Origin of the sequence: Aeromicrobium panaciterrae (assembly GCF_031457275.1) — a bacterium.
GTDB classification, from domain to species: Bacteria; Actinomycetota; Actinomycetes; order Propionibacteriales; family Nocardioidaceae; genus Aeromicrobium; species Aeromicrobium panaciterrae_A.
Genome location: NZ_JAVDWH010000001.1, coordinates 2,386,400 through 2,405,883, shown reverse-complemented (window position 1 = coordinate 2,405,883; position 19,484 = coordinate 2,386,400). Strand labels below are relative to the sequence as shown.

25 protein-coding genes are annotated in these 19,484 nt (G+C 64.1%); 17 read left to right on the top strand and 8 right to left on the bottom strand.

Features of this window, described 5'->3' with window-relative positions:
• The first annotated feature begins 4 nt into the window (after positions 1–4).
• From J2X11_RS12300 to J2X11_RS12290, 3 genes are all read left to right on the top strand, one after another.
• A complete protein-coding gene (locus J2X11_RS12300) occupies positions 5–937 on the top strand; it encodes an alpha/beta hydrolase (RefSeq protein ID WP_309972365.1) in 933 nt (310 codons plus the stop codon).
• Positions 938–967: 30 nt separating this feature from the next.
• Entirely contained in the window at positions 968–1,849 is an 882-nt protein-coding gene (locus J2X11_RS12295; protein ID WP_309971445.1) for an oxygenase MpaB family protein, read from the top strand.
• 70 nt (positions 1,850–1,919) lie between these two features.
• Positions 1,920–4,427: a hypothetical protein gene (locus tag J2X11_RS12290; protein WP_309971443.1), complete on the top strand. Its 2,508-nt coding sequence runs from the start codon at positions 1,920–1,922 to the stop codon at positions 4,425–4,427.
• A 6-nt stretch (positions 4,428–4,433) separates the two neighbouring features.
• Here J2X11_RS12290 and moaA read toward each other — a convergent pair whose 3' ends face one another.
• Entirely contained in the window at positions 4,434–5,420 is a 987-nt protein-coding gene (moaA, locus tag J2X11_RS12285; protein WP_309971440.1) for a GTP 3',8-cyclase MoaA, read from the bottom strand.
• A 77-nt stretch (positions 5,421–5,497) separates the two neighbouring features.
• Here moaA and moaC point away from each other — a divergent pair, with 77 nt between their 5' ends.
• Together moaC and J2X11_RS12275 are read left to right on the top strand one after the other, a co-directional pair.
• Complete coding sequence (gene moaC / locus J2X11_RS12280) at positions 5,498–5,977, top strand: cyclic pyranopterin monophosphate synthase MoaC (protein ID WP_309971438.1); 480 nt, start codon at positions 5,498–5,500, stop codon at positions 5,975–5,977.
• On the top strand, positions 5,974–6,207 hold the full coding sequence (locus J2X11_RS12275) for a MoaD/ThiS family protein (RefSeq protein ID WP_309971436.1): 234 nt from the start codon (positions 5,974–5,976) through the stop codon (positions 6,205–6,207). The genes moaC and J2X11_RS12275 overlap by 4 nt, the downstream gene beginning before the upstream one ends.
• Here J2X11_RS12275 and J2X11_RS12270 read toward each other — a convergent pair.
• From J2X11_RS12270 to J2X11_RS12260, 3 genes are read right to left on the bottom strand one after another with little or no spacing between them, the layout of a single operon-like run.
• Positions 6,204–6,638, bottom strand: a complete 435-nt coding sequence (locus J2X11_RS12270) for a molybdenum cofactor biosynthesis protein MoaE (protein WP_309971434.1) — start codon at positions 6,636–6,638, stop codon at positions 6,204–6,206. The genes J2X11_RS12275 and J2X11_RS12270 overlap by 4 nt on opposite strands.
• On the bottom strand, positions 6,638–7,117 hold the full coding sequence (locus J2X11_RS12265; protein ID WP_309971433.1) for a MogA/MoaB family molybdenum cofactor biosynthesis protein: 480 nt from the start codon (positions 7,115–7,117) through the stop codon (positions 6,638–6,640). Before J2X11_RS12265 ends, J2X11_RS12270 begins: the two co-directional genes overlap by 1 nt.
• The gene (locus J2X11_RS12260) at positions 7,114–8,361 is read right to left on the bottom strand and encodes a molybdopterin molybdotransferase MoeA (protein WP_309971431.1); all 1,248 of its coding nucleotides are present in this window, start codon (positions 8,359–8,361) and stop codon (positions 7,114–7,116) included. Before J2X11_RS12260 ends, J2X11_RS12265 begins: the two co-directional genes overlap by 4 nt.
• Before the next feature lie 70 nt (positions 8,362–8,431).
• Between J2X11_RS12260 and J2X11_RS12255 the strand changes: the two genes are divergently transcribed.
• Genes J2X11_RS12255 through J2X11_RS12240 form a run of 4 tightly spaced genes read left to right on the top strand, consistent with a single transcriptional unit; the run spans position 8,432 to position 11,389 of the window.
• Entirely contained in the window at positions 8,432–8,824 is a 393-nt protein-coding gene (locus tag J2X11_RS12255; RefSeq protein ID WP_309971429.1) for a TOBE domain-containing protein, read from the top strand.
• Positions 8,821–9,585: a molybdate ABC transporter substrate-binding protein gene (modA, locus tag J2X11_RS12250; protein WP_309971427.1), complete on the top strand. Its 765-nt coding sequence runs from the start codon at positions 8,821–8,823 to the stop codon at positions 9,583–9,585. The genes J2X11_RS12255 and modA overlap by 4 nt, the downstream gene beginning before the upstream one ends.
• A 53-nt stretch (positions 9,586–9,638) precedes the next feature.
• The gene (locus J2X11_RS12245; RefSeq protein ID WP_309971425.1) at positions 9,639–10,358 is read left to right on the top strand and encodes an ABC transporter permease; all 720 of its coding nucleotides are present in this window, start codon (positions 9,639–9,641) and stop codon (positions 10,356–10,358) included.
• Positions 10,355–11,389 carry a sulfate/molybdate ABC transporter ATP-binding protein gene (locus J2X11_RS12240; RefSeq protein ID WP_309971424.1) on the top strand — a complete coding sequence of 345 codons (1,035 nt, stop codon included), beginning with the start codon at positions 10,355–10,357 and terminating at the stop codon, positions 11,387–11,389. The genes J2X11_RS12245 and J2X11_RS12240 overlap by 4 nt, the downstream gene beginning before the upstream one ends.
• On the opposite strand, the gene J2X11_RS12235 is transcribed toward J2X11_RS12240, so the two are convergent.
• A complete protein-coding gene (locus J2X11_RS12235; RefSeq protein WP_309971422.1) occupies positions 11,386–11,943 on the bottom strand; it encodes a hypothetical protein in 558 nt (185 codons plus the stop codon). The two genes, J2X11_RS12240 and J2X11_RS12235, sit on opposite strands and share 4 nt — an antisense overlap.
• A gap of 94 nt (positions 11,944–12,037) precedes the next feature.
• Here J2X11_RS12235 and J2X11_RS12230 point away from each other — a divergent pair, with 94 nt between their 5' ends.
• A complete protein-coding gene (locus J2X11_RS12230) occupies positions 12,038–13,093 on the top strand; it encodes an LLM class flavin-dependent oxidoreductase (protein WP_309971420.1) in 1,056 nt (351 codons plus the stop codon).
• Here the strand turns inward: J2X11_RS12230 and J2X11_RS12225 are convergent.
• Both J2X11_RS12225 and J2X11_RS12220 read right to left on the bottom strand, forming a co-directional pair.
• Positions 13,090–13,641 carry an isochorismatase family protein gene (locus J2X11_RS12225; RefSeq protein WP_309971417.1) on the bottom strand — a complete coding sequence of 184 codons (552 nt, stop codon included), beginning with the start codon at positions 13,639–13,641 and terminating at the stop codon, positions 13,090–13,092. The two genes, J2X11_RS12230 and J2X11_RS12225, sit on opposite strands and share 4 nt — an antisense overlap.
• Positions 13,638–14,942: a nicotinate phosphoribosyltransferase gene (locus J2X11_RS12220; RefSeq protein ID WP_309971414.1), complete on the bottom strand. Its 1,305-nt coding sequence runs from the start codon at positions 14,940–14,942 to the stop codon at positions 13,638–13,640. Before J2X11_RS12220 ends, J2X11_RS12225 begins: the two co-directional genes overlap by 4 nt.
• A gap of 60 nt (positions 14,943–15,002) precedes the next feature.
• Here J2X11_RS12220 and clpS point away from each other — a divergent pair, with 60 nt between their 5' ends.
• Genes clpS through J2X11_RS12190 form a run of 6 tightly spaced genes read left to right on the top strand, consistent with a single transcriptional unit; the run spans position 15,003 to position 18,001 of the window.
• Positions 15,003–15,311 (top strand): ATP-dependent Clp protease adapter ClpS, encoded by a 309-nt coding sequence (clpS, locus tag J2X11_RS12215; protein WP_396127880.1) that lies wholly within the window; start codon positions 15,003–15,005, stop codon positions 15,309–15,311.
• Positions 15,308–15,892 carry a DUF2017 domain-containing protein gene (locus J2X11_RS12210; protein ID WP_309971408.1) on the top strand — a complete coding sequence of 195 codons (585 nt, stop codon included), beginning with the start codon at positions 15,308–15,310 and terminating at the stop codon, positions 15,890–15,892. The genes clpS and J2X11_RS12210 overlap by 4 nt, the downstream gene beginning before the upstream one ends.
• Entirely contained in the window at positions 15,876–16,301 is a 426-nt protein-coding gene (locus J2X11_RS12205) for a hypothetical protein (protein WP_309971405.1), read from the top strand. The genes J2X11_RS12210 and J2X11_RS12205 overlap by 17 nt, the downstream gene beginning before the upstream one ends.
• A complete protein-coding gene (locus tag J2X11_RS12200; protein ID WP_309971401.1) occupies positions 16,295–16,762 on the top strand; it encodes a M67 family metallopeptidase in 468 nt (155 codons plus the stop codon). Before J2X11_RS12205 ends, J2X11_RS12200 begins: the two co-directional genes overlap by 7 nt.
• On the top strand, positions 16,762–17,043 hold the full coding sequence (locus tag J2X11_RS12195; protein WP_309971398.1) for a MoaD/ThiS family protein: 282 nt from the start codon (positions 16,762–16,764) through the stop codon (positions 17,041–17,043). The genes J2X11_RS12200 and J2X11_RS12195 overlap by 1 nt, the downstream gene beginning before the upstream one ends.
• A 10-nt stretch (positions 17,044–17,053) precedes the next feature.
• On the top strand, positions 17,054–18,001 hold the full coding sequence (locus tag J2X11_RS12190) for a PLP-dependent cysteine synthase family protein (protein WP_309971395.1): 948 nt from the start codon (positions 17,054–17,056) through the stop codon (positions 17,999–18,001).
• Here J2X11_RS12190 and J2X11_RS12185 read toward each other — a convergent pair.
• Positions 17,986–18,288 carry a DUF4287 domain-containing protein gene (locus J2X11_RS12185; RefSeq protein WP_309971393.1) on the bottom strand — a complete coding sequence of 101 codons (303 nt, stop codon included), beginning with the start codon at positions 18,286–18,288 and terminating at the stop codon, positions 17,986–17,988. The two genes, J2X11_RS12190 and J2X11_RS12185, sit on opposite strands and share 16 nt — an antisense overlap.
• A gap of 161 nt (positions 18,289–18,449) precedes the next feature.
• Here J2X11_RS12185 and J2X11_RS12180 point away from each other — a divergent pair, with 161 nt between their 5' ends.
• Positions 18,450–19,427 carry a ribose-phosphate diphosphokinase gene (locus J2X11_RS12180; RefSeq protein ID WP_309971391.1) on the top strand — a complete coding sequence of 326 codons (978 nt, stop codon included), beginning with the start codon at positions 18,450–18,452 and terminating at the stop codon, positions 19,425–19,427.
• Positions 19,428–19,484: the final 57 nt, after the last annotated feature.

Here is a 19,484-nt window from a genome sequence, read left to right as displayed (position 1 = left end):
CTCGATGCCGATGCGTACGCGGATCTTCGCGGCTGCCCTGCGCCGTGTATCGACGCCGGTCGAGGAGGCGAAGGATTTCGCCAAGCTTCGTGCTGACCGGCGCAAGCTGCAGACCTCGGCCATCGGTCGCCGCGTGTTCGGATCGCTCGACAAGGGTGCCGAGGTCGAAGAGATCACCTGGGGCAAGGATCGCCGGGCACTCGTCTACCGACCGAAGAATTCGATCGCTCCGCTGCCGTGCGTCGTGAACTTCCACGGTGGTGGGTGGGTGCAGGGCAACCCCGAGCAGTCGGGTTGGCTGGCGAGTCGGGTTGCCGTACGAAACAACGTCGTCGTCATCTCGCCGGCGTATCGACTCGCGCCAGAAGATCGGTTCCCGGCGGGGGTCGAGGACGCCAGGGATGCGGTCGAATGGGTCGCTAAGAATGCCGACGACCTCGGTATCACCCCGGAGCGCATCGCAGTGATGGGCGACAGCGCGGGCGGGAATCTCGCGGCGGTCGTGTCGCTGCTCGCCCGTGATTCGGGCGGCCCACAGATCCGCGCGCAGGTGCTGATCTATCCCGGCGTCGAGATGTATGACAAATGGCCGTCTGAGTTCCGCAATGCGGAGGCTCCAGTGCTCACCTCTCGCAACATGAACGCGTTCGCCAGGCTCTACCTTGGCGAGCAGTACGGAACCGAGGACTTCCGGGCATCGCCGATACGCGCGGAGTCGCACGCGAACCTGCCGAAGACATTCATCCTGACCGCTGAGCTCGATCCGCTGCTCGACAACGGTGCGCACTATCGCGATGCGCTCGTCGCTGCTGGCGTACCAGTTCGTTATGCCGAGTACAAAGGTGCGATCCACGGGTTCATGAGTTTGCCGGGAGTGTCGCCTCCGGCGAAGCAGGCACTTGAGGATGTCGTGGACTTCCTCGCTCAGGCATTGTGACAGTGCCACTGTCTCGATAGTGTCGGTGGAATGAAGCGTGACCACTGGCAACGGAAGATCGCGGAGCTTGATCCGGAGACTGAATTTGAGGAGATCTCACGGATCGTCAGCTACTACGAGTTCCCATGGGACGTCCAGCAGTCACTGAGTTTCGCGCTGTTTCGTACGTACGCCGTCCCGTCGATCGGCAGGTTGCTGTTCGACACCGGTGAGTTCACCGAAGACACGCAGAAGCGCCACGACGACACAGCCCTGGTCCTCGAATCTGTGCTCGACGAGGGCATGGAGTCGCAGAAGGGGCGCGCAGCCGTACGCCGCATGAACCAGATGCACGGCAGCTACAACATCTCCAACGACGACATGCGCTATGTCCTCGCCACCTTCGTCGTGATCCCGCAGCGCTGGATCCGCGACTACGGATGGCGTCGCGGCACGGAGAACGAGCAGGTAGCGGCCGTCCGCTATTACCAGCGCATGGGCCGACTCATGGGCATCAAGGACATCCCGGCTGACTTCGCCGAGTTCGAAGAGCTGCTCGATACGTACGAGGACGCGCACTTCGCGTACGACGCCAAGTCCCGCGCGGTCGCGGACGCGACGCTCAACCTGCTCGTGTCGTTCTACCCGCGGATCTTGGCCAGGGGCACCAACATCTTCAGTCGCGCGCTGATGGACGACCACCTGCTCAAGGCCTTCGACTACAAGAAGCCATCGCGGCCCGTGGTGTGGCTGTCGCGCGCCAGTCTGCGGATGCGCGCCCGGATCGTCCGCTTCATGCCACCTCGTCGCAAGCCGTTGCACGCCATTGATCTCAAGCGGATCAAGTCCTATCCGGGCGGGTTCATCATCGAGCGCCTGGGCACGTTCCCCGAGTCGATGCCGGAAATGAGTGACGAATCAACCGTTGCTTGAGGTGTAACTCCACGTGACTTTTGTGTTGCGCGTCTCGTTGTGACAGCTGGGTAACTTCGAGAGGGAACCAATGTCACGAGTCATGCGGCACCGTCACTTCTGGCCAATTTCGATCGCTGTTGTGACGATCGCGCTGACAGTCGGCACGTTCCCGGCATATGCCGCGTGGACCGGCCAGTTCCATGGCGGCACGTCGACCACAGCGGGTCCGAAGGTTGTCGACGAGTCGAAGCCGCACTCGCACACGGACCCGGCGACCAAGAATGCGATCTCTCGCGCACCTGCGTCGGCCGAAACCGCCGACCCGACGACCGCCCTCGCAGCGGTGGCTGGTGTCTCCGGTGTCGAGGCTCAGCGCCTTGAGGCTGACCCCACTCTGGTCAAGACCGCGTCGCCTCCCGCCCGTACATCGGTGCCGCAGGATCGCTATGCGATGGCCGGCGGTTGCTACGCCCTCCAGTCCAAGAGCAATAGCAAGTGGGTCGCGCGAGCAGGTAGCGGCTACACGGCATCCGGAGAGACCATCTCCGCGGCCGAGCCCTTCCACTTCCAGGCCACAGATCTCGGTACGTACCTGCTGTTCGGCAAGCCTGCGAGCTTCCTCGGCTCAGGTGGCGCTGCCATCAAACCTTTGGCGAAGCCGTCGGCCGCCAGCGACTGGACTGTTCAGCGAGTCGGCACGGCGTTCACGTTCACGTTGCCCGCCAGCTCCAAGGCCGTCAGTGTCGGAGCAGATGGAAAGCTCCAGAACGGTGATGCGACGGCATTCGCGCTCAAGGTCACGACCGGCTGTGAGGCATGGCCAGAGGTTGACGTCAACGTCACTGGCAACCCGTTCGGTGGCAAGACCTCGTACCAAGAGGTACGAGGCTACGTCGACGCGCACACGCACGGCATGGCATTTGAGTTCCTCGGTGGCTCGCTGCACTGCGGTCGCCCCTGGCACCCGTACGGCGTTGCGGCCGCTTTGGTCGACTGCCCTGACCACTCGCTGACTGGTGGTTCCGGCGCAGTCGTCGAGAACTTCCTCAAGGGCGGCGTTCCCGTCGCACCCCACGACACCGTCGGCTGGCCGACGTTCAAGGACTGGCCGGCTCCCAACTCACTCACGCACGAAGGCACCTACTACAAGTGGCTCGAGCGTTCGTGGCGCGGAGGCCAGCGCATCCTGGTCAACCTGCTGGTCGAGAACAACCAGCTCTGCACGATCTACCCGCTCAAGCGCAACTCCTGTGACGACATGACGTCCATGCGCCTGCAGGCAGCAGACATGCGCAAGTTGGAGCGCTACATCGACGCTCAGAATGGCGGCCCGGGCAAGGGCTGGTACCGCATCGTCGGTGACCCGTTCGAGGCGCGCAAGGTCATCAACCAGGGCAAGCTCGCCGTCGTCATGGGTATGGAGACGAGCGTGCCGTTCGGCTGCTCGACCAAGCTCGGCGTACCCCAGTGCACCGCCGCGGAGATCGATCAGCAGCTCGACGACGTCTTCAAGATGGGCGTGCGACAGGTGGAGTTGGTCAACAAGTTCGACAACGCTCTGTCTGGTGTTGCCGGCGACGGCGGAACCATCGGCCCGTTGGTCAACGGCGCCAACTTCCTGGAGACCGGCTCGTTCTGGGACATGCGCAAGTGCACGGACCCTGACCCTGAGGTTTCAGACAACCCGCAGCCTGCGGCACCTGACGTCATCCCGGAGCAGGACGCACTTTTTGGTGCGGTCGCCAGCCTGGGCCTGCCGATCAAGCTGCCCCTCTACGGCAGCGGCCCGCACTGCAACGCTCTCGGACTCACGACGCTTGGCGACCACACGATCGCTGGAATGGCGAAGCGCCACATGCTGTTCGATCCGGACCACATGAGCGTCAATGCCCGCAAGCAATCCCTCGATGCGACGGAAAAGCTGAAGTACCCCGGTGTCGTCTCGAGCCACTCGTGGTCCACGCCTGACGCGTACCCCCGCATCTACAAGGCCGGCGGCATGATCACGCCGTACGCCGGAGATAGCGCTGGATTCGTCAACAAGTGGAAGAAGCACCTGACCTGGGCAGACTCGCGCTACTACTTCGGCATCGGCTACGGCGCTGACATCAACGGTCTCGGAGCTCAGGGCGATCCGCGCGGTGCTGACGCACCGAACAAGGTGACCTACCCCTTCAAGGGGCTCGGTGGCGTGACGATCGACAAGCAGGTCAGCGGCGAGCGCGTCTATGACATCAACGTTGATGGCGTCTCGCACTACGGTCTGTACCCGGACTGGATTGAGGACCTCCGCAAGCAGGGTGGCGCCGCGATTGCCGACGACATGGCTCGCGGTTCCGAGGCCTACCTCGATACGTGGGAGCGTGCGCAGGGTGTCACCAACGACGCCTGCCGTGATCCGAAGGCGCGGAAGTTCGAGTCCGTGTTCAACGCGATCAAGAAGGGCACATCGGTCAAGAGCGTGTTGCTCAAGGCCGGTCAGCCTCACTCGCGCCTGTCCACGAAGTTCACCTACTGCGCCAAGACCAAGTCAGGCAAGAAGGTCACGCGCGCGGTGTACTTCAGCTCGAAGGGCACGGTCACCAAGGTCACCTGAGGGCCGCTAGCCGCCGATCGATGACATCGGACGAGCCGACTGCAGGAAGGTCGGATCGTCGATGCCATGCCCAGGCAGCTTGGTCGCCATGGCGGCAACCCAGCGCTCGGCGATCTCGGCATCAGGTGCTCCGGCCCGCATGGCTGACCGAAGGTCAGACTCTTCACGCGCGAACAAGCAGTTGAGGATCTGACCGTCGGCGGTGAGTCGTACGCGGTTGCAGTCTCCGCAGAATGGGCGCGTCACCGATCCGATGATGCCGACCGTATGCGGGCCGTCGTCGATGCGGAACTTCTCGGCAGGGGCTGATCCACGCCCATCGAGGGGAGTGAGAGTGAAGTGCTCCTCCAGCAACGCCAGTGTTTCTGCTGCGGTGATCATCTCCGCGCGGTTCCAGCCGTGCTGGGCGTCGAGAGGCATTTGCTCAATGAAGCGCAGTTCGTAGTTGTGCTTGATGCACCATCGGAGGAGATCGGGCGCTTCGACATCGTTGATGCCACGCAGCAGCACCGCGTTGACCTTGACGGGTGCGAGCCCGGCGTCCGAAGCAGCCTGAAGGCCTTCGATGACATCGGACAGGCGATCACGCCGAGTGATTTTGTTGAAGGTCTCGGGATCAGTCGTGTCGAGACTGACGTTGACCCGGTCGAGTCCGGCCTCGGCGAGTGCCTTCGCGATGTGCTTGAGTCCAAGACCGTTGGATGTCATGGCCGTACGGGGTCCCGACGGCAGCGCCTTTGTGGCGGCCACGATCGCGGGGAGGCCGCGTCGAAGCAGCGGCTCGCCTCCGGTGAACCGTACGTCGCGTACGCCGAGCATCTCGACGCCGACACGAATCAGCCGGTTGAGCTCGTCATCCGTGAGCGTGTCCTCGGTGGGCATCCACTCGAGACCTTCGGCGGGCATGCAGTACTGGCACCGCAGATTGCACCGATCGGTCAACGACACCCGGAGGTCAGTGGCGACCCGGCCGTGAGTGTCGATGAGCTTCATGGCTCAACCTTACGGACAGCAGGCCGTACCGGCTGACTCAAACAACGATGAGGCCTGCGATCTGGGACACTCAGACGATGGACTTCACGCACCTCGACTCATCCGGTCATGCACGGATGGTGGACGTCACCGAGAAGACTCCGACGGTCCGGTCGGCAACTGCTCGAGGGTCAGTCACGTGCTCGCCCGAGGTCATCGAACTGCTTCGCTCGGGCGAAACCCCGAAGGGCGATGTGCTTGCCGTTGCGCGGATTGCGGGCATTCAGGCCGCCAAGTCGACGCCGGCCCTTCTGCCTCTGGCTCACGTGATTGGTATCCACGGCGCGACCGTTGACCTGGTCGTGACCGACTCTGGAGTCGACATCGAGGCAACTGTGCGGACTGCGGACCGTACGGGCGTGGAGATGGAAGCACTCACGGCGGTCTCTGTTGCTGGTCTTGCTGTGATCGACATGGTCAAGGGCATCGACCGAACAGCCAGCCTGCAGGACGTCAGGGTCATCGCGAAGTCAGGTGGCCGTTCAGGTGACTGGGTACGTCCCGAGGAAAAGGCGTGATCCAAGTCCGCTTCTTCGCCGGTGCCCGCGAAGCGGCCGGGGTCGCATCGGAGTCTCGGTCCGAGGCGTCGGTGGGGGAGTTGCGCGAGGGTCTCGTACGCGACCATCCGGCGTTGGGTCCGATCCTGGGCCACTGCGCCGTGCTCGTCGACGGCAGTCGGCGGCCCGACGACCACTCCCTGGCTGAGGCGGAACTGGCGGACGTGCTCCCGCCGTTCGCTGGCGGTTAGCTCGGCCCGATCCCCTTCCACGAGGCTTCGCCCGTGGTGTCCGTCTGCCGCTTCCAGATCGGCAGGTCCGCCTTGATGGTCTCGATCACGTCGCGGCAGACGTCGAAGGCGAGTGCTCGGTGGGGTGATGAGACGGCGACGACTACTGCAAGATCGCCGACCTCCAGCCGGCCGATGCGATGGCTGACGGCAAGCCGTACGGGGTGATCGCCCATGACCCGTTGTGCGATGTCGATGAGGAAGGTCTCGGCGTCGGGGTGTGCCTCGTACTCGAGGAACTGAACCACCCCATCAACCTCTGGATCGTGGTCGCGCACCTTTCCGATGAAGGTGGCGACGGCGCCGGCCGCTGAATCCTCGACGGCAGCGAGGTGAGCCGCCACGTCCAGGGGCATCTCGCTGATCTTCGCAAGGCTGAGCTCGGGTGCCATCAGTGATCTCCACCGTCGAGCTGGTCGATGACGTGACCTGCAACGGACAGGATGATCGGCACGGCTGATGCCACGGCCGCGCGCGAGCCGGGCACGTTGACGACCAGCGCTGTTCCCACGACGCCGGCGAGACCGCGCGAAAGCATTCCGCCGGGCTTCTCCAGGGCCGCTGCGCGGCGAATCTCCTCGACGATGCCGGGGAGATGTCGCGTGATGACGCGGTCCGTGCCCTCGGGGGTCTCGTCTCGCGGTGCAATGCCTGTGCCGCCGGTCGTGATCACGAGCCGTGCCCCGGATGCTATGGCTTGTCGGAGTGCTTGTTCGACCGAGTCAGCGCCATCGGGAATGACGATCGGGTCGTCACACGTGTAGCCGGCCTCGCGCAGGAGGTCCGCCACGGCGGGTCCGCTCGTGTCAGTGGACGTTCCAGCAGCCGCGCGGTCAGAGACGGTGATGACCGCTGCTTGACGGGAAGTCATGCCACCACCATGACATCGACTTCTTGGCCCGCTTCGACGACCTCGGTCTCAGCGGCGATCACGGCGTAGCCATCGGCGAGAGCCAATGACCCCACCAGATGCGAACCGGAGTGGCCCGAGGACGCCGGGCCGGCGGTCCATTGGCCGGCGTCGGAGGTGTCGAGCGCGACGGGCGTGTACTGGCGTCGGCCTGATGGTGACTTCCACCCGGTCGTCGTCCTGACGCGGATGACTCGACGATGGATCTCGGTACGTCCTTGCATCGCCAGCAGGGCTGGACGCACGAAAACCTCCCACGAGACCGCCGTGCTGACCGGATTGCCGGGGAGACCGAAAAGAACCAGCCCTGACGGCGCAACACCGAAGCCTTGGGGCTTGCCGGGCTGCATCCGTACCTGAGTGAACTGCATGAGGTCCTCGGCGCTCAGAGCCGACTTCACGACGTCATAGGCGCCGGCGCTGATCCCACCTGTGAACACCACCAGGTCTGCCTTGAGCTTCTCCAGCTCCTGGACGACAGCAAGGACCTCGGCGTCGTGATCCGAGACCGACGAGTGAAGGACGACTTCGGCGCCGGCTTCACGAGCCAGCTCGGCGAGCATCGGACTGTTCGAGTCGGGGATCTGACCACGAGCCAGCGGGGATCCGTCGGTGACGAGCTCGCTGCCGGTCGACACGATTGCGATGCGCGGTGTCCTGGCCACCTGGGCTTCGACGAGACCTGCGGCGAGCGCCGATGCCAGCTGCCGCGGACCGAGGTGCGTTCCAGCGTGGAGCAGTAGGTCCCCGACCGCTATGTCTTCGGCCGGGCGTCGTACGAAGACACCTTGCGTACGAGGTGCCTCGATCACCGTCACGCGGTCGAGCCGATCGGTGAGTCCTTCGACGGTGTGCTCGAACGGAACGATCGTGTCCGCGGAGCTCGGCATGACGGATCCGGTCATCAGGCGAGCCGCCTGACCTGAGGCGACGAGAGGGTCGAGATCTGTGCCGGCCGGGATGTCGGCCACGATCTCGAGGGACACAGGGTTCTCGGGAGAAGCGTTGGACACGTCGGCGTACAGCACGGCGAACCCGTCCATCGAGGAGTTCTCGAACGACGGGATGTCATGGGCGGCGATCAGGTCTCTGGCAAGGGTGCGTCCGCCGGCCTGGCGTAGCTGAATGGTCTCAGTCGGGAGAGGTGTGACGGACCGAAGGATGTTCGCCAAGTGGTCCTCGACCTCGATCACTTCGGATGGCATGAAGTGATCCTGTCACGATCCAAAACGCTCCGATCGGTGCAACCGCAGATACTGCCCTAGAGTTCTGTATGTGCCGCAGATACGGATCTCAGACGCAGCGAAGTTCCTCGGAGTCAGTGACGACACTGTTCGTCGCTGGATCAGCAGCAATGCGCTGGAATCAACTGAGGACGCTTCGGGGCGGATGGCCATCGACGGCCGTCGTCTCGCGGAGTTCGCCCGTGACCAGGCGAAGTCGCTGCCGGACTCCGGATCTCTGACCTCAGCACGCAATCGCTTCGTCGGGCTCGTCACCGCTGTGAAGACCGATGCCGTCATGGCGCAGGTCGACATGCAGTGCGGACCCTTCCGAGTCGTCTCGCTCATGAGCACTGAAGCCGTCGAGGAGCTCGAACTCGAACCGGGTTCCGTCGCAGTAGCCATCGTCAAGTCCACCAACGTCATCATCGAGAGTCTCGAATGAACCGATTCGTTGCCCTTGTTGCCTCACTCCTCCTTGTGACCGCTGGATGCGGATCCGAGTCCGCCGACCGGAACGGGCCCACCAAGAAGGTGACGTTGACGGTGTTTGCAGCCGCATCCCTCAAGGGTGCGTTCACTGAACTCGGCAAGCAGTTCGAGGCGGAGCACGAGGGCGTCACGGTGACCTTCAACTTCGCCGGATCCTCAGACCTCGTCGCCCAGATCCAGCAGGGAGCACCGGCAGATGTATTCGCCTCGGCTGACACCAAGAACATGGACGTGGCCATCACCGCAAACTTGCTCGAAGGGTCCGCGAGGAACTTCGCGACCAACACCCTCGAGATCGCCACGCCTGCGGACAACCCCGCGGAGGTCAACTCCCTCGACGATCTCGCGAAATCGGGAGTCAAGGTCGTGCTGTGCGCCGAACAAGTGCCGTGTGGCTCTGCTGCGGCAAAGGTCGAAGAAGCGTCAGGTATCGACATCAAGCCGGTCAGCGAGGAGCAGTCGGTCACCGACGTACTTGGCAAAGTCATCTCGGGTGAAGCCGATGCCGGCTTGGTCTATGTCACCGACGTCAAGGCAGCTGGTGACAAGGTCAACGGAATCGAATTCCCCGAGTCGGGAGACGTCGTGAACACCTACCCGATCGCTGCTATCAAGGGGAACGTCGGAGACGGGCTGGCTGAGGCGTTCATCAGCTTCATCACGGGCTCCGAAGGCCAGGCCGTTCTTGCCGCAGCAGGCTTCGGCAAGCCCTGATGCAATTGCCTCGCTGGGTGCTCGTTCCTGCAATAGCAGGAGCTGCCTTCATCGTGCTTCCGCTTGTCGCGATGGCCTCGCGGGTTGACTGGAACAGCTTCTTCTCGCTGATCAGCTCGGACTCGTCGCGTACGGCGCTGTGGTTGAGCCTTCGTACGTCGGCCGTGAGCACGGTGCTGTGCGTGCTTCTGGGAGTGCCCATGGCGTTGGTCCTCGCGCGTATGACGTTTCATGGGCAGACCTTGGTGCGTTCGCTCGTGCTGCTTCCGCTCGTCCTCCCGCCCGTGGTGGGCGGTATCGCGTTGCTCTACACGTTCGGGCGCAAAGGCCTGCTCGGCGAGACGGTCGACGTCCTTGGCCTGCAGGTCGCGTTCTCGACGACAGCTGTGGTGATCGCGCAGACCTTCGTCGCGCTGCCGTTCATGGTCGTGAGTCTTGAAGGCACGCTTCGTACGGCAGGGGAGCGGTATGAAGTCGTTGCAGCCACGCTCGGAGCCCGACCTACGACGATCCTTCGTCGGATCACGCTGCCCATGGTGCTGCCGGGCCTTGCCGCTGGTGCAGTGCTCTCGTTCGCGCGAGCACTCGGGGAGTTCGGTGCAACGATCACGTTCGCCGGAAGCCTCGAAGGTGTCACCCGCACGCTTCCGCTGGAGATCTACCTTCAGCGTGAGGTCGATCCGGATGCTGCCGTCGCGCTCTCACTGGTGCTGGTGGTCGTCGCCGTCCTGGTGATCGGCCTCGTACGTGGGACCAGGAGCACCGCCCTATGAGCTTGCATCTCGAAGCAACCATCGAGGACCGCGACGTGGACGTCAGCTTCGATGTTGCCGACGGCGAGACCCTGGCGATCCTCGGACCCAATGGCGCGGGCAAGTCGTCAGTGCTCGCGGCAATCGCTGGGATCCTGCGCCCGGACACGGGACGAGCAACACTCGGCGATGACGTGCTGTTCGGTGACGGGATCTGGAAGCAGCCGCACACCCGCGGAACTGCTCTGTTGTCGCAGGATGCGTTGCTGTTCCCGCATCTCGACGTGACCGACAATGTCGCGTTCGGGCCGAGGAGTGCCGGACACAGCCGATCGGAGTCGCGCGCAAGGGCGAAGCGCTGGTTGGCCGAGGTCGACGCATCCGAGCTCGCCGACCAGAAGCCTTCACAACTCTCGGGCGGTCAGGCGCAGCGGATCGGTGTGGCCCGCGCCCTCGCGGCCGAGCCTCGGCTGCTCCTGCTCGATGAGCCGATGGCAGCTCTCGACATCACGGTCGTCCCAGCGATGCGACACATGCTCAAGCGCGTGCTCGCCGAGCGCACCGCCGTCATCGTGACCCATGACGCCTTGGACGCGGCTCTGCTCGCGGACCGCGTGATTGTCATGGACCGCGGACGCATCGTGGAGGAGGGCGCGACCAAGGATGTACTCACCAGTCCTCGCAGCCAGTTCGGTGCTCGCATCGCTGGTCTCAACCTGCTGAGCGGGATCTCCGAGGGCGGAGGCGTGCGCACACCCGACGGATCGCTCGTCGGAGGTCTTTCGAGCGAACCCGTCGTTGATGGCGAGGCAGCCGTCGCGGTGTTCAGCCCCAGCGCCGTGAGCGTCTATCTTGAGCCTCCGGGTGGCAGCCCTCGCAACGTGTTTGCAGCCACCGTGACCGACCTCGAGCCGATCGGTGCTCAGGTTCGCGTGCGCACTGCTGAGGTGAGCGCAGACATCACGGTGGCTGCTGTTGCCGATCTCCAGCTGATGCCGGGCACCAAGGTCTATCTCTCGGTCAAAGCCAGCGAGGTCGCGATCTACGTCTAGGCCGTGTCGGGCTTGTTGTTGATGTAGAGCACGCCAGTAGCCAGGATCGAAAGGCCCAGCACGAATGCCTGCCACCAGCCGTATCCGCCAGCCCAGTTGAGGATCTGGACGAGTGCCGCCCAGGCTGCGACGCCGAACAACGCGATCCCTGCATTTTCAGTTGCGACGGCCTTCTTGGAGACTTCGTACGCTGCCCACGCCAACGCAAGCACCATGGCGAGCTGGAGGATGTCGAGAGCCTTCGAGTCGACTGCGGAACCCTCGTGGACCAAGATCCGCAAGAGGGCGTCCAGCAGAAACAGTCCGGACGTTGCGTACAGCGCAAGTTTTCCCGTTGTGCTTGCGCCCACCGCGCCATTGCTGCCGGTCTGGCCATATGCGACGAAGAAGAAGCCAAGTCCAACGATGGCGAGTGAGATCACTCCGAGCCAGGACGTGTCATAGGAGCCGTCCCTCTCCAGGATGTACGTGAGCGCGTAGAGAAATCCGCCGAGCGCGAGGCCACCGCCGCCAAACAGTCGCCAATTGGCTGTTGATTGGTTGACGTTGGTCATGAAACACGCTCCTGGGAGAGGGGGCTGAGTTGTGACTCGATGATCGATCATCTCAAATCGGAAGGTTTGTCTGTGTTCGTGGGTTGAACCAGTTGTGAGACTTTCCGTACTCGACCTTGTGCCCGTTCGATCCGACCAGGGGACCGGCGACGCCATCGCCGCCAGCGTCGCGCTGGCGCAAGCGGCCGATCGACTCGGTTTCACTCGGTTCTGGGTTGCTGAGCACCACAACATGCCGGCCGTGGCCGCGACTTCCCCGCCAGTGTTGATCGCGCACCTCGCTGCGCAGACCGAGTCGATCCGGCTCGGATCTGGTGGGGTCATGTTGCCCAATCACGCTCCGCTCGCGGTGGCCGAGCAGTTTGCGTTGCTCGAGGCCGCGCACCCCAACCGCATCGACCTCGGCATCGGTCGTGCGCCTGGCTCAGACCCGGTCACGTCGATGGCGCTGCGCGGAGCGGCAGGTCGCGATGACACCGACATCGAAAACTTCCCGCAGTACCTCGACGACGTCATGGCGCTGATGGGCACAGAAGGCGTACGCGTCGCGATCCCGCGCCAGAACACAGCGCTGAATTCAAAATACGTTCTCAAGGCCACTCCAGCCGCTTCGACGGAGCCGCGCATGTGGTTGCTCGGATCGTCGATGTACTCGGCGCACCTGGCCGCCGCGAAGGGTCTGCCGTACGTGTTCGCTCACCACTTCTCGGGTCAGGGCACGGCAGCAGCTCTTGCGACGTATCGGTCCGAGTTCCAGCCCAGTGAGCTGACCGCAGAACCGACCACGTTCCTGACGGTCAACGCTGCCGTCGCTGAGACCGCTGAGGAGGCGGCAGCGCTGATGCTGCCCAACCTGCAGCTCATGGCGAAGCTCCGCACCGGCCAGCCGCTCACGGCTCTCGACCTGGTCGAGGATGCGCAGGAGCAGACGCTCCACCCGCAGCAGGCCGCGCTCGTCGATGCGGGCCTCGCACGCGCCGTCGTTGGTACGCCCGGTGACGCGTCGGCCCAGATTCGCGAGCTGGCTGGTCAGTTCGGCGTTGACGAAGTCATGGTGAATCCTGTGGCGTCGGCACGTCGTGGCACCGATCCGCGGACGGCACCTGGTCGCGTACGGACTCTCGAGCTGCTCGCGAAAGAGCTGCTCTAGCCCGTCATGACGCCTGCGGCGTCGAACTCGGCGCGGACCTTCGGCAGGTTGTCGTTGGAGACCGCGGCGGTGAGATCTTCGAGAACGGTGACGGCGAACCCCTCGGCTGCCGCATCGAGGGCTGTCGCGCGTACGCAGTAGTCCGTCGCAATGCCGCACACGTCGACGGCATCGATGCCCCACGTGCGGAGCCAGTTGACGAGCGGCGCCCCGCTGGATGACTTGCCTTCGAAGCCCGAGTAGGCCGCGGTGTACTCGCCCTTGAAGAAGATCTCGTCGAACATCGGTGCCGCGAGTGGAGCGTGGAACTTCTCGCCGTCCGTCCCGACAACGCAGTGTCGTGGCCAGGAGTCGACGAAGTCGGGGTTGTCAGAGAAGTGTGTGCCGGGGTCGATGTGGTGATCGCGAGTTGCGACGACCGCGCCGTACGTACCCGAGTTGATGAGCGCTTCCACATCGATGGCGACCTGAGCGCCGCCGACGACCGCAAGCGACCCGCCCTCGCAGAAGTCGTTCTGCACGTCTACGACGATCAATGCTTTTCTCATGACAGATCCTCAAATGCTGTGTCGATGACGGGTTCGCCGCGTGAGAGCTGTTTGGCCGCTGGAGGCAGCTCGTCGAGCGCCAGTTTGAGGCGTTCGCGGGCAGCCTCGAGGGATTCGTGATGGATGCGTTTGCCACCTCGTACGAGTTCGACGAGCAGGAGGCGACCGGGACCCTCAGGTTCGCCGCCGATGCCGATGACCTCGGTCTTTGCCACGCCAGCCTTGGTCTGGCGGCGCAGTGCGTACTTGCGGCCGCCGACAGAGGTCTTGTCTTTGCTGGCCTTGGCGACGGACACCATCTCGCCGTCGTTACCGACGCGTGCCACCAGCTTGTAGACGAAGCTGCTCGTGGGTACGCCCGATCCGGTGACGAGCGCGGTGCCGACTCCGTAGCCGTCGACCGGCGCGGACGCCAGCGCCGCAATCGCGTGCTCGTCGAGGTCGCTGGTGACGGTGATCCTGGTCGAGGTGGCACCGAGCTCGTCGAGCTGCTTGCGGACGGACTTGGCCAGCGACACCAGGTCGCCGGAGTCGAGGCGTACGCCGCCGAGCTCCGGACCAGCAACGTCGACCGCCAGCGCAACTCCCTCGGGGATGTCGTACGTGTCGACCAACAGCGTCGTGCCGTTGCCGAGAGCCCGAACCTGCGCCTTGAAAGCATCGCGCTCGGTGTCGTGCAGAAGCGTGAACGAGTGCGCACTCGTACCCGTCGTCGGGATGCCGTACGTGCGCCCGGCCTCGAGGTTGGAGGTCGCGGCAAAGCCGGACACGTATGCGGCACGTGCCGCGGAGATCGCGGACTGCTCATGTGTACGGCGTGAGCCCATTTCGATGCACGGACGGTCGCCGGCGGCGCTGACCATGCGCGCGGCTGCTGAAGCGATCGCTGAGTCGTGATTGAGGATCGACAGGAACACGGTCTCGAGGATCACGCACTCGGCGAACGTGCCCTCGACGATCAACACGGGGGAGTAGGGGAAGTAGATCTCACCCTCGGGGTAGCCCCAGATCGAGCCGCTGAAGCGATAGTTGGCGAGCCACGTGATCGTGTCCTCGTCGACGACCTTTGCCTCCCGCAGCCACGCAAGCTCGGCTTCGCCGAACCGGAAGGTTTCGAGTGCATCGAGGAGTCGGCCGACCCCCGCGATCACGCCGTACCGGCGTCCGCCCGAGAGCCTGCGCGCGAAGAGCTCGAACACGCACGATCGGTGCGCAGTTCCGTCGCGCAGGGTTGCCTGCAGCATCGTGAGTTCGTAGCGATCGGTCAGAAGAGCTGAACTGGCAGTTGAGCGCTCTCTCATGCGAGCCAGACTATGCCTGCAGTGCCCAAGCATTTCGCGGCGACATACGACTGCGCCACAATGGGGGACGTGACCACGCCCACCCCCATCGAGATAGCCGAGTCTGACTTCGAGGCCATCGTGGAGCTCGAGGATCCGTGGGTCACCATCGTCTGGAACGACCCGGTCAACCTGATGTCCTACGTGGCTTACGTGTTCCGCAACTACTTCGGCTACACCGACGAGAAGGCGCACGAGCTGATGCTCGCCGTGCACCATGATGGCAAGGCCGTTGTGTCGAGCGGCAGCCGCGAACAGATGGAGCGTCACGTGCAGGCCATGCATGAGTACGGCCTGTGGGCCACGCTGGACCGAGCTGACGCGCAGTGAAGCCTTTCAAGCGTCGCCGTCGCGGGGGCCTCGTATCGACGTTCTCGTCTGCCGAGGCGCACCTACTGGCCAACCTCGCAGGTCAGGTCGTCGAGCTGCTGCGCGATCGCAATGGTGCGGCCGAGTCCGACGCCGACCCCTTGGCGGTCCAGCTCGGCATGGGTGCGTCCGCCGTGCCGCCAGAGGATCCGGTGCTCGCGCGACTGCTTCCCGACGCCTACCGCAGCAGCGAGGAGGACTCGGGAGAGTTCCGCCGCCTCACCGAACGCTCGCTGACATCGACCAAGGTGCATCACGCCGAAGTGCTGATCGAGTCGCTGATCGACGGCGGACTGACGTTCGCGACCCCGATCGAGGACGACGGTGTCGACATCGAGGTCGAGCTCAACGCCGACGCTGTGCAGTCATGGCTCAAGTCGCTGACCGACATCCGACTCTCGCTCGCCGTACGCCTTGGCATTGAGAACGAAGAGGACGCGATGCTGGTTGGCGAATCTTCCGATGAAGCGATCGTCGCGATGTCAGAGATTTACGACTGGCTCGGCTACGTGCAGGAGACCCTCATTGCTGCCCTGGACTGACGTCGTCGGCGACGCGCCTACCTACTTGCTCGAACCGATTGAGACGTTGCCTCCCGCTTACGAAGTGCTCGAACGCATTCGCGCAGGTGGCCACCCCAAGGTCGTCGCACTGGTGGGATACCGCGAGGACGCGGAGGCGAGCGAGGTGTCGCGGCACCTCCCATACGGCTACCGCGGCGAGGGCATTGAGGAGATCGTCTTCTCCCGCGAGACCCCCGCCGACATCCTCCAGTTCGAGGACGATGCATGGCCCGGTGAGGACCGTACGTTCGTCCAAGACGACGTCGATGCGGCGCTCGAACTGATCAACGAGTTCGCCGTCGAGTACGGCGCCCAGGGCTCCGTCGTCTTGGTCACCGGTCACGCTGAATTCGTTGCGGAGATAGCCGATAAACTCCGCGGGTGCTGACGATCGACCTGGCGACGCGTGACGCGATCATCGCGCATGCCCGACGTGACCACCCCGACGAGGCGTGCGGGGTCGTGGCCGGCGCCATTGGCTCAGATCTGCCGACCCGCTTCATCCCGATGCTGAATGCTGCAATGTCGCCGACGTTCTACGAGTTCGACTCCGGCGATCTGCTCAAGCTCTATCGCGAGATGGATGACAACGACGAAGAGCCCGTCATCGTCTATCACTCACACACCGCGACCGAGGCCTATCCGTCACGCACCGACATCAATCTCGCGGGGGAGCCGGGCGCGCATTATGTGCTCGTGTCGACCCGCGACGGCGCGCACGAGGACGGCCCTGTTGACTTCCGGTCATACCGGATCGTTGACGGCGAGGTCACCGAGGAAGAAGTCAGCGTCGTAGACCGTTATGTAGACGGCACAGATGTACCCACCGAACAGAAGGCAGAACACTGATGGCGATCGAGGTCCGCATCCCGACGATCCTGCGTCCCTATACCGGCGGCGAGCGTGCCGTGGACGGCGCGGGCACCACGGTCGCTGAGCTGATCGACCAGCTCGAAGTCGATCACGCCGGCATCAAGGAACGCCTCGTGGAGAACGATGAGGTCCGTCGATTCGTCAACATCTACGTGAACGACGAGGACATCCGCTTCACTGGTGGCCTGGCCACTCCTCTCGCTGACGGCAACACCGTGGTCATCCTGCCCGCGGTCGCCGGCGGCGCCCTCTCCTGATCGGTCCTGTATGCGTTTTGACTCGCTGATCGACTCCGTCGGCGGCACCCCGCTCGTCGGGCTCCCCAAGCTGTCGCCCAGCGCAGACGTACGTCTGTGGGCGAAGCTCGAGGACCAGAACCCGACCGGCTCGATCAAGGATCGCGCGGCTCTCGCCATGATCCTCAAGGCCGAGGCTGATGGTCTGCTCAAGCCCGGCGACACGATCCTCGAGCCCACCAGCGGCAACACCGGCATCTCGTTGGCGATGGTGGCCAGCCAGCGCGGCTACAAGCTCATCTGCGTGATGCCGGAGAACACCTCCATCGAGCGAACCCAGCTGCTGACGATGTGGGGCGCCGAGATCATCCCGTCGCCTGCTGCAGGCGGCTCGAACGAAGCCGTACGCGTCGCCAAGGGTCTTGCGGCTGAGAACCCTGACTGGGTGATGCTCTACCAGTACGGCAACCCCGCCAATGCTCAAGCGCATTACGACGGCACCGGGCCCGAGATCCTCGCCGACCTGCCTGAGGTCACCCACTTCGTCGGCGGACTTGGCACGACCGGAACGCTCATGGGCGTCGGCCGCTTCTTCCGCGACAACAAGCCCGACGTTCGCATCGTCGCCGCCGAGCCCCGCTATGGCGAGCTTGTCTACGGACTCCGTAACCTCGACGAGGGCTTTGTTCCCGAGTTGTACGACGAGTCGCTGATCGACTCACGCTTCTCCGTTGGTCCGCGCGACGCCGTACGTCGAGTGCGCGAGCTGATCGAAGCCGAAGGCATCTTCGCGGGAATCTCGACCGGCGCCATCCTTCACGCCGCGCTGGCGCAGGCCGCCAAGTGCGTTGCCGCAGGGGAGGCTGCCGACATCGTGTTTGTCGTCGCCGATGGTGGCTGGAAGTACCTGTCGACGGGCGCGTACGAAGGCACCCTCGACGAGGCAGAGGACAAGCTCGACGGTCAGCTCTGGGCTTGAGCCGGGTTCGTGGCCTTGCCGTCGAGCCACAACTCATCTGACGCGTCGCGATGGGCGCCCGTTGAACCGACGTGCTTGGAGCTGATCTTGGGTCCGTTCTTGATGACGTGGACCAATGCCATCGCGTGACCGCGACCGAGCTCGTAGTCGCCCTTGAGCCAGCCGACGATCTCTCCGGCCTTGGTGGCAGGAGTGTCGAGGCCCTTGGTCTGGGCAATCGTGACGAGCTGACGCGGAGTGAGGCCGGTCTTGTCCTCGATGGTGTCGAGATATGCCTGGAATGACATCTGAATTGTCCCTTCTGACGGTTGGTCTGGATCGTGCTCTCATGTGTACGTCGAACGGGTCGGCGCTATTTCGACACCAGATCGGAAGATTTCTCGCCACACCGTGAACACCCTGATCAAGTTGGTCGAATGGTTGGCATTCGTCGGCTAGCCTCAGTGCTGTGAGCGAGATCGTCGTCTTCTCAGGAAGCGCGCACCGGCCCCTTGCCGAGAAAATCTGCTCTGAGCTCGGTCAGCCACTCTCGGCATCCGACACCGTCAGGTTCAGCAACGACTGTCTGCAGGTCCAACTTCTGGCCAACTGCCGCAAGAAGGACGTCTACATCATCCAACCGTTGGTGCCGCCGACTCAGGATCACCTGATGGAGCTGCTGCTGATGATCGACGCAGCCCGCGGCGCGTCGGCTGCCTCGGTCACGGCGGTCATCCCGCACTACGCGTACGCGCGATCGGACAAGAAGGACGCTTCGCGCATCTCGATCGGCGGCCGCCTGGTGGCCGACATGCTGACCAGCGCAGGCGCAGATCGCGTCGTGACGATGACGCTGCATGCACCCCAAGTCCACGGCTTCTTCAGCGTTCCGGTCGACCACCTCACCGCGATCGGCGAGCTCGCTGACCACTACCGCGGCCGCGACCTCAGCAATGTTGTCGTCGTCTCGCCCGACCTCGGCAACGCCAAGACGGCGTCGCTGTTCGCCCGCTTGCTGGGCGTGCCCGTCGCCGCCGGCAGCAAGCAGCGTCAAGCCGACGACCAAGTGGTCATCGACGCCATCGTCGGCGATGTTGCTGGCAAGACCGCCATCGTGCTGGACGACGAGATCGCGACCGGCGGATCGATCATCGAGCTGATGAACAAGCTCGAAGAAGAAGGCTGCACCGAGGCGTCCGTCGCGTGCACCCACGGGCTGTTCACTGGCAAGGCCGTCGAGCGGCTTCGCAACCATCCCGGCATTACCGAGGTCGTCACGACCGACACGGTCCCGCCGCCGGCCGACTGGCCCGAGCTTCAGGTGCGTTCTGTCGCAGGTCTGTTCGCCGAGGCAATCGCCCGCATCCACGCTGGAGAATCAGTGTCGTCACTGTTCGACGGTGTTGATCCGGCGCACGCTCCACCGCAGCCCAAACTCCCGCTCTGACATACCCACGGGATGTGATCTTGGGCCCGTTCGCTTGGCCGTGTCAGTCAGCGCCCG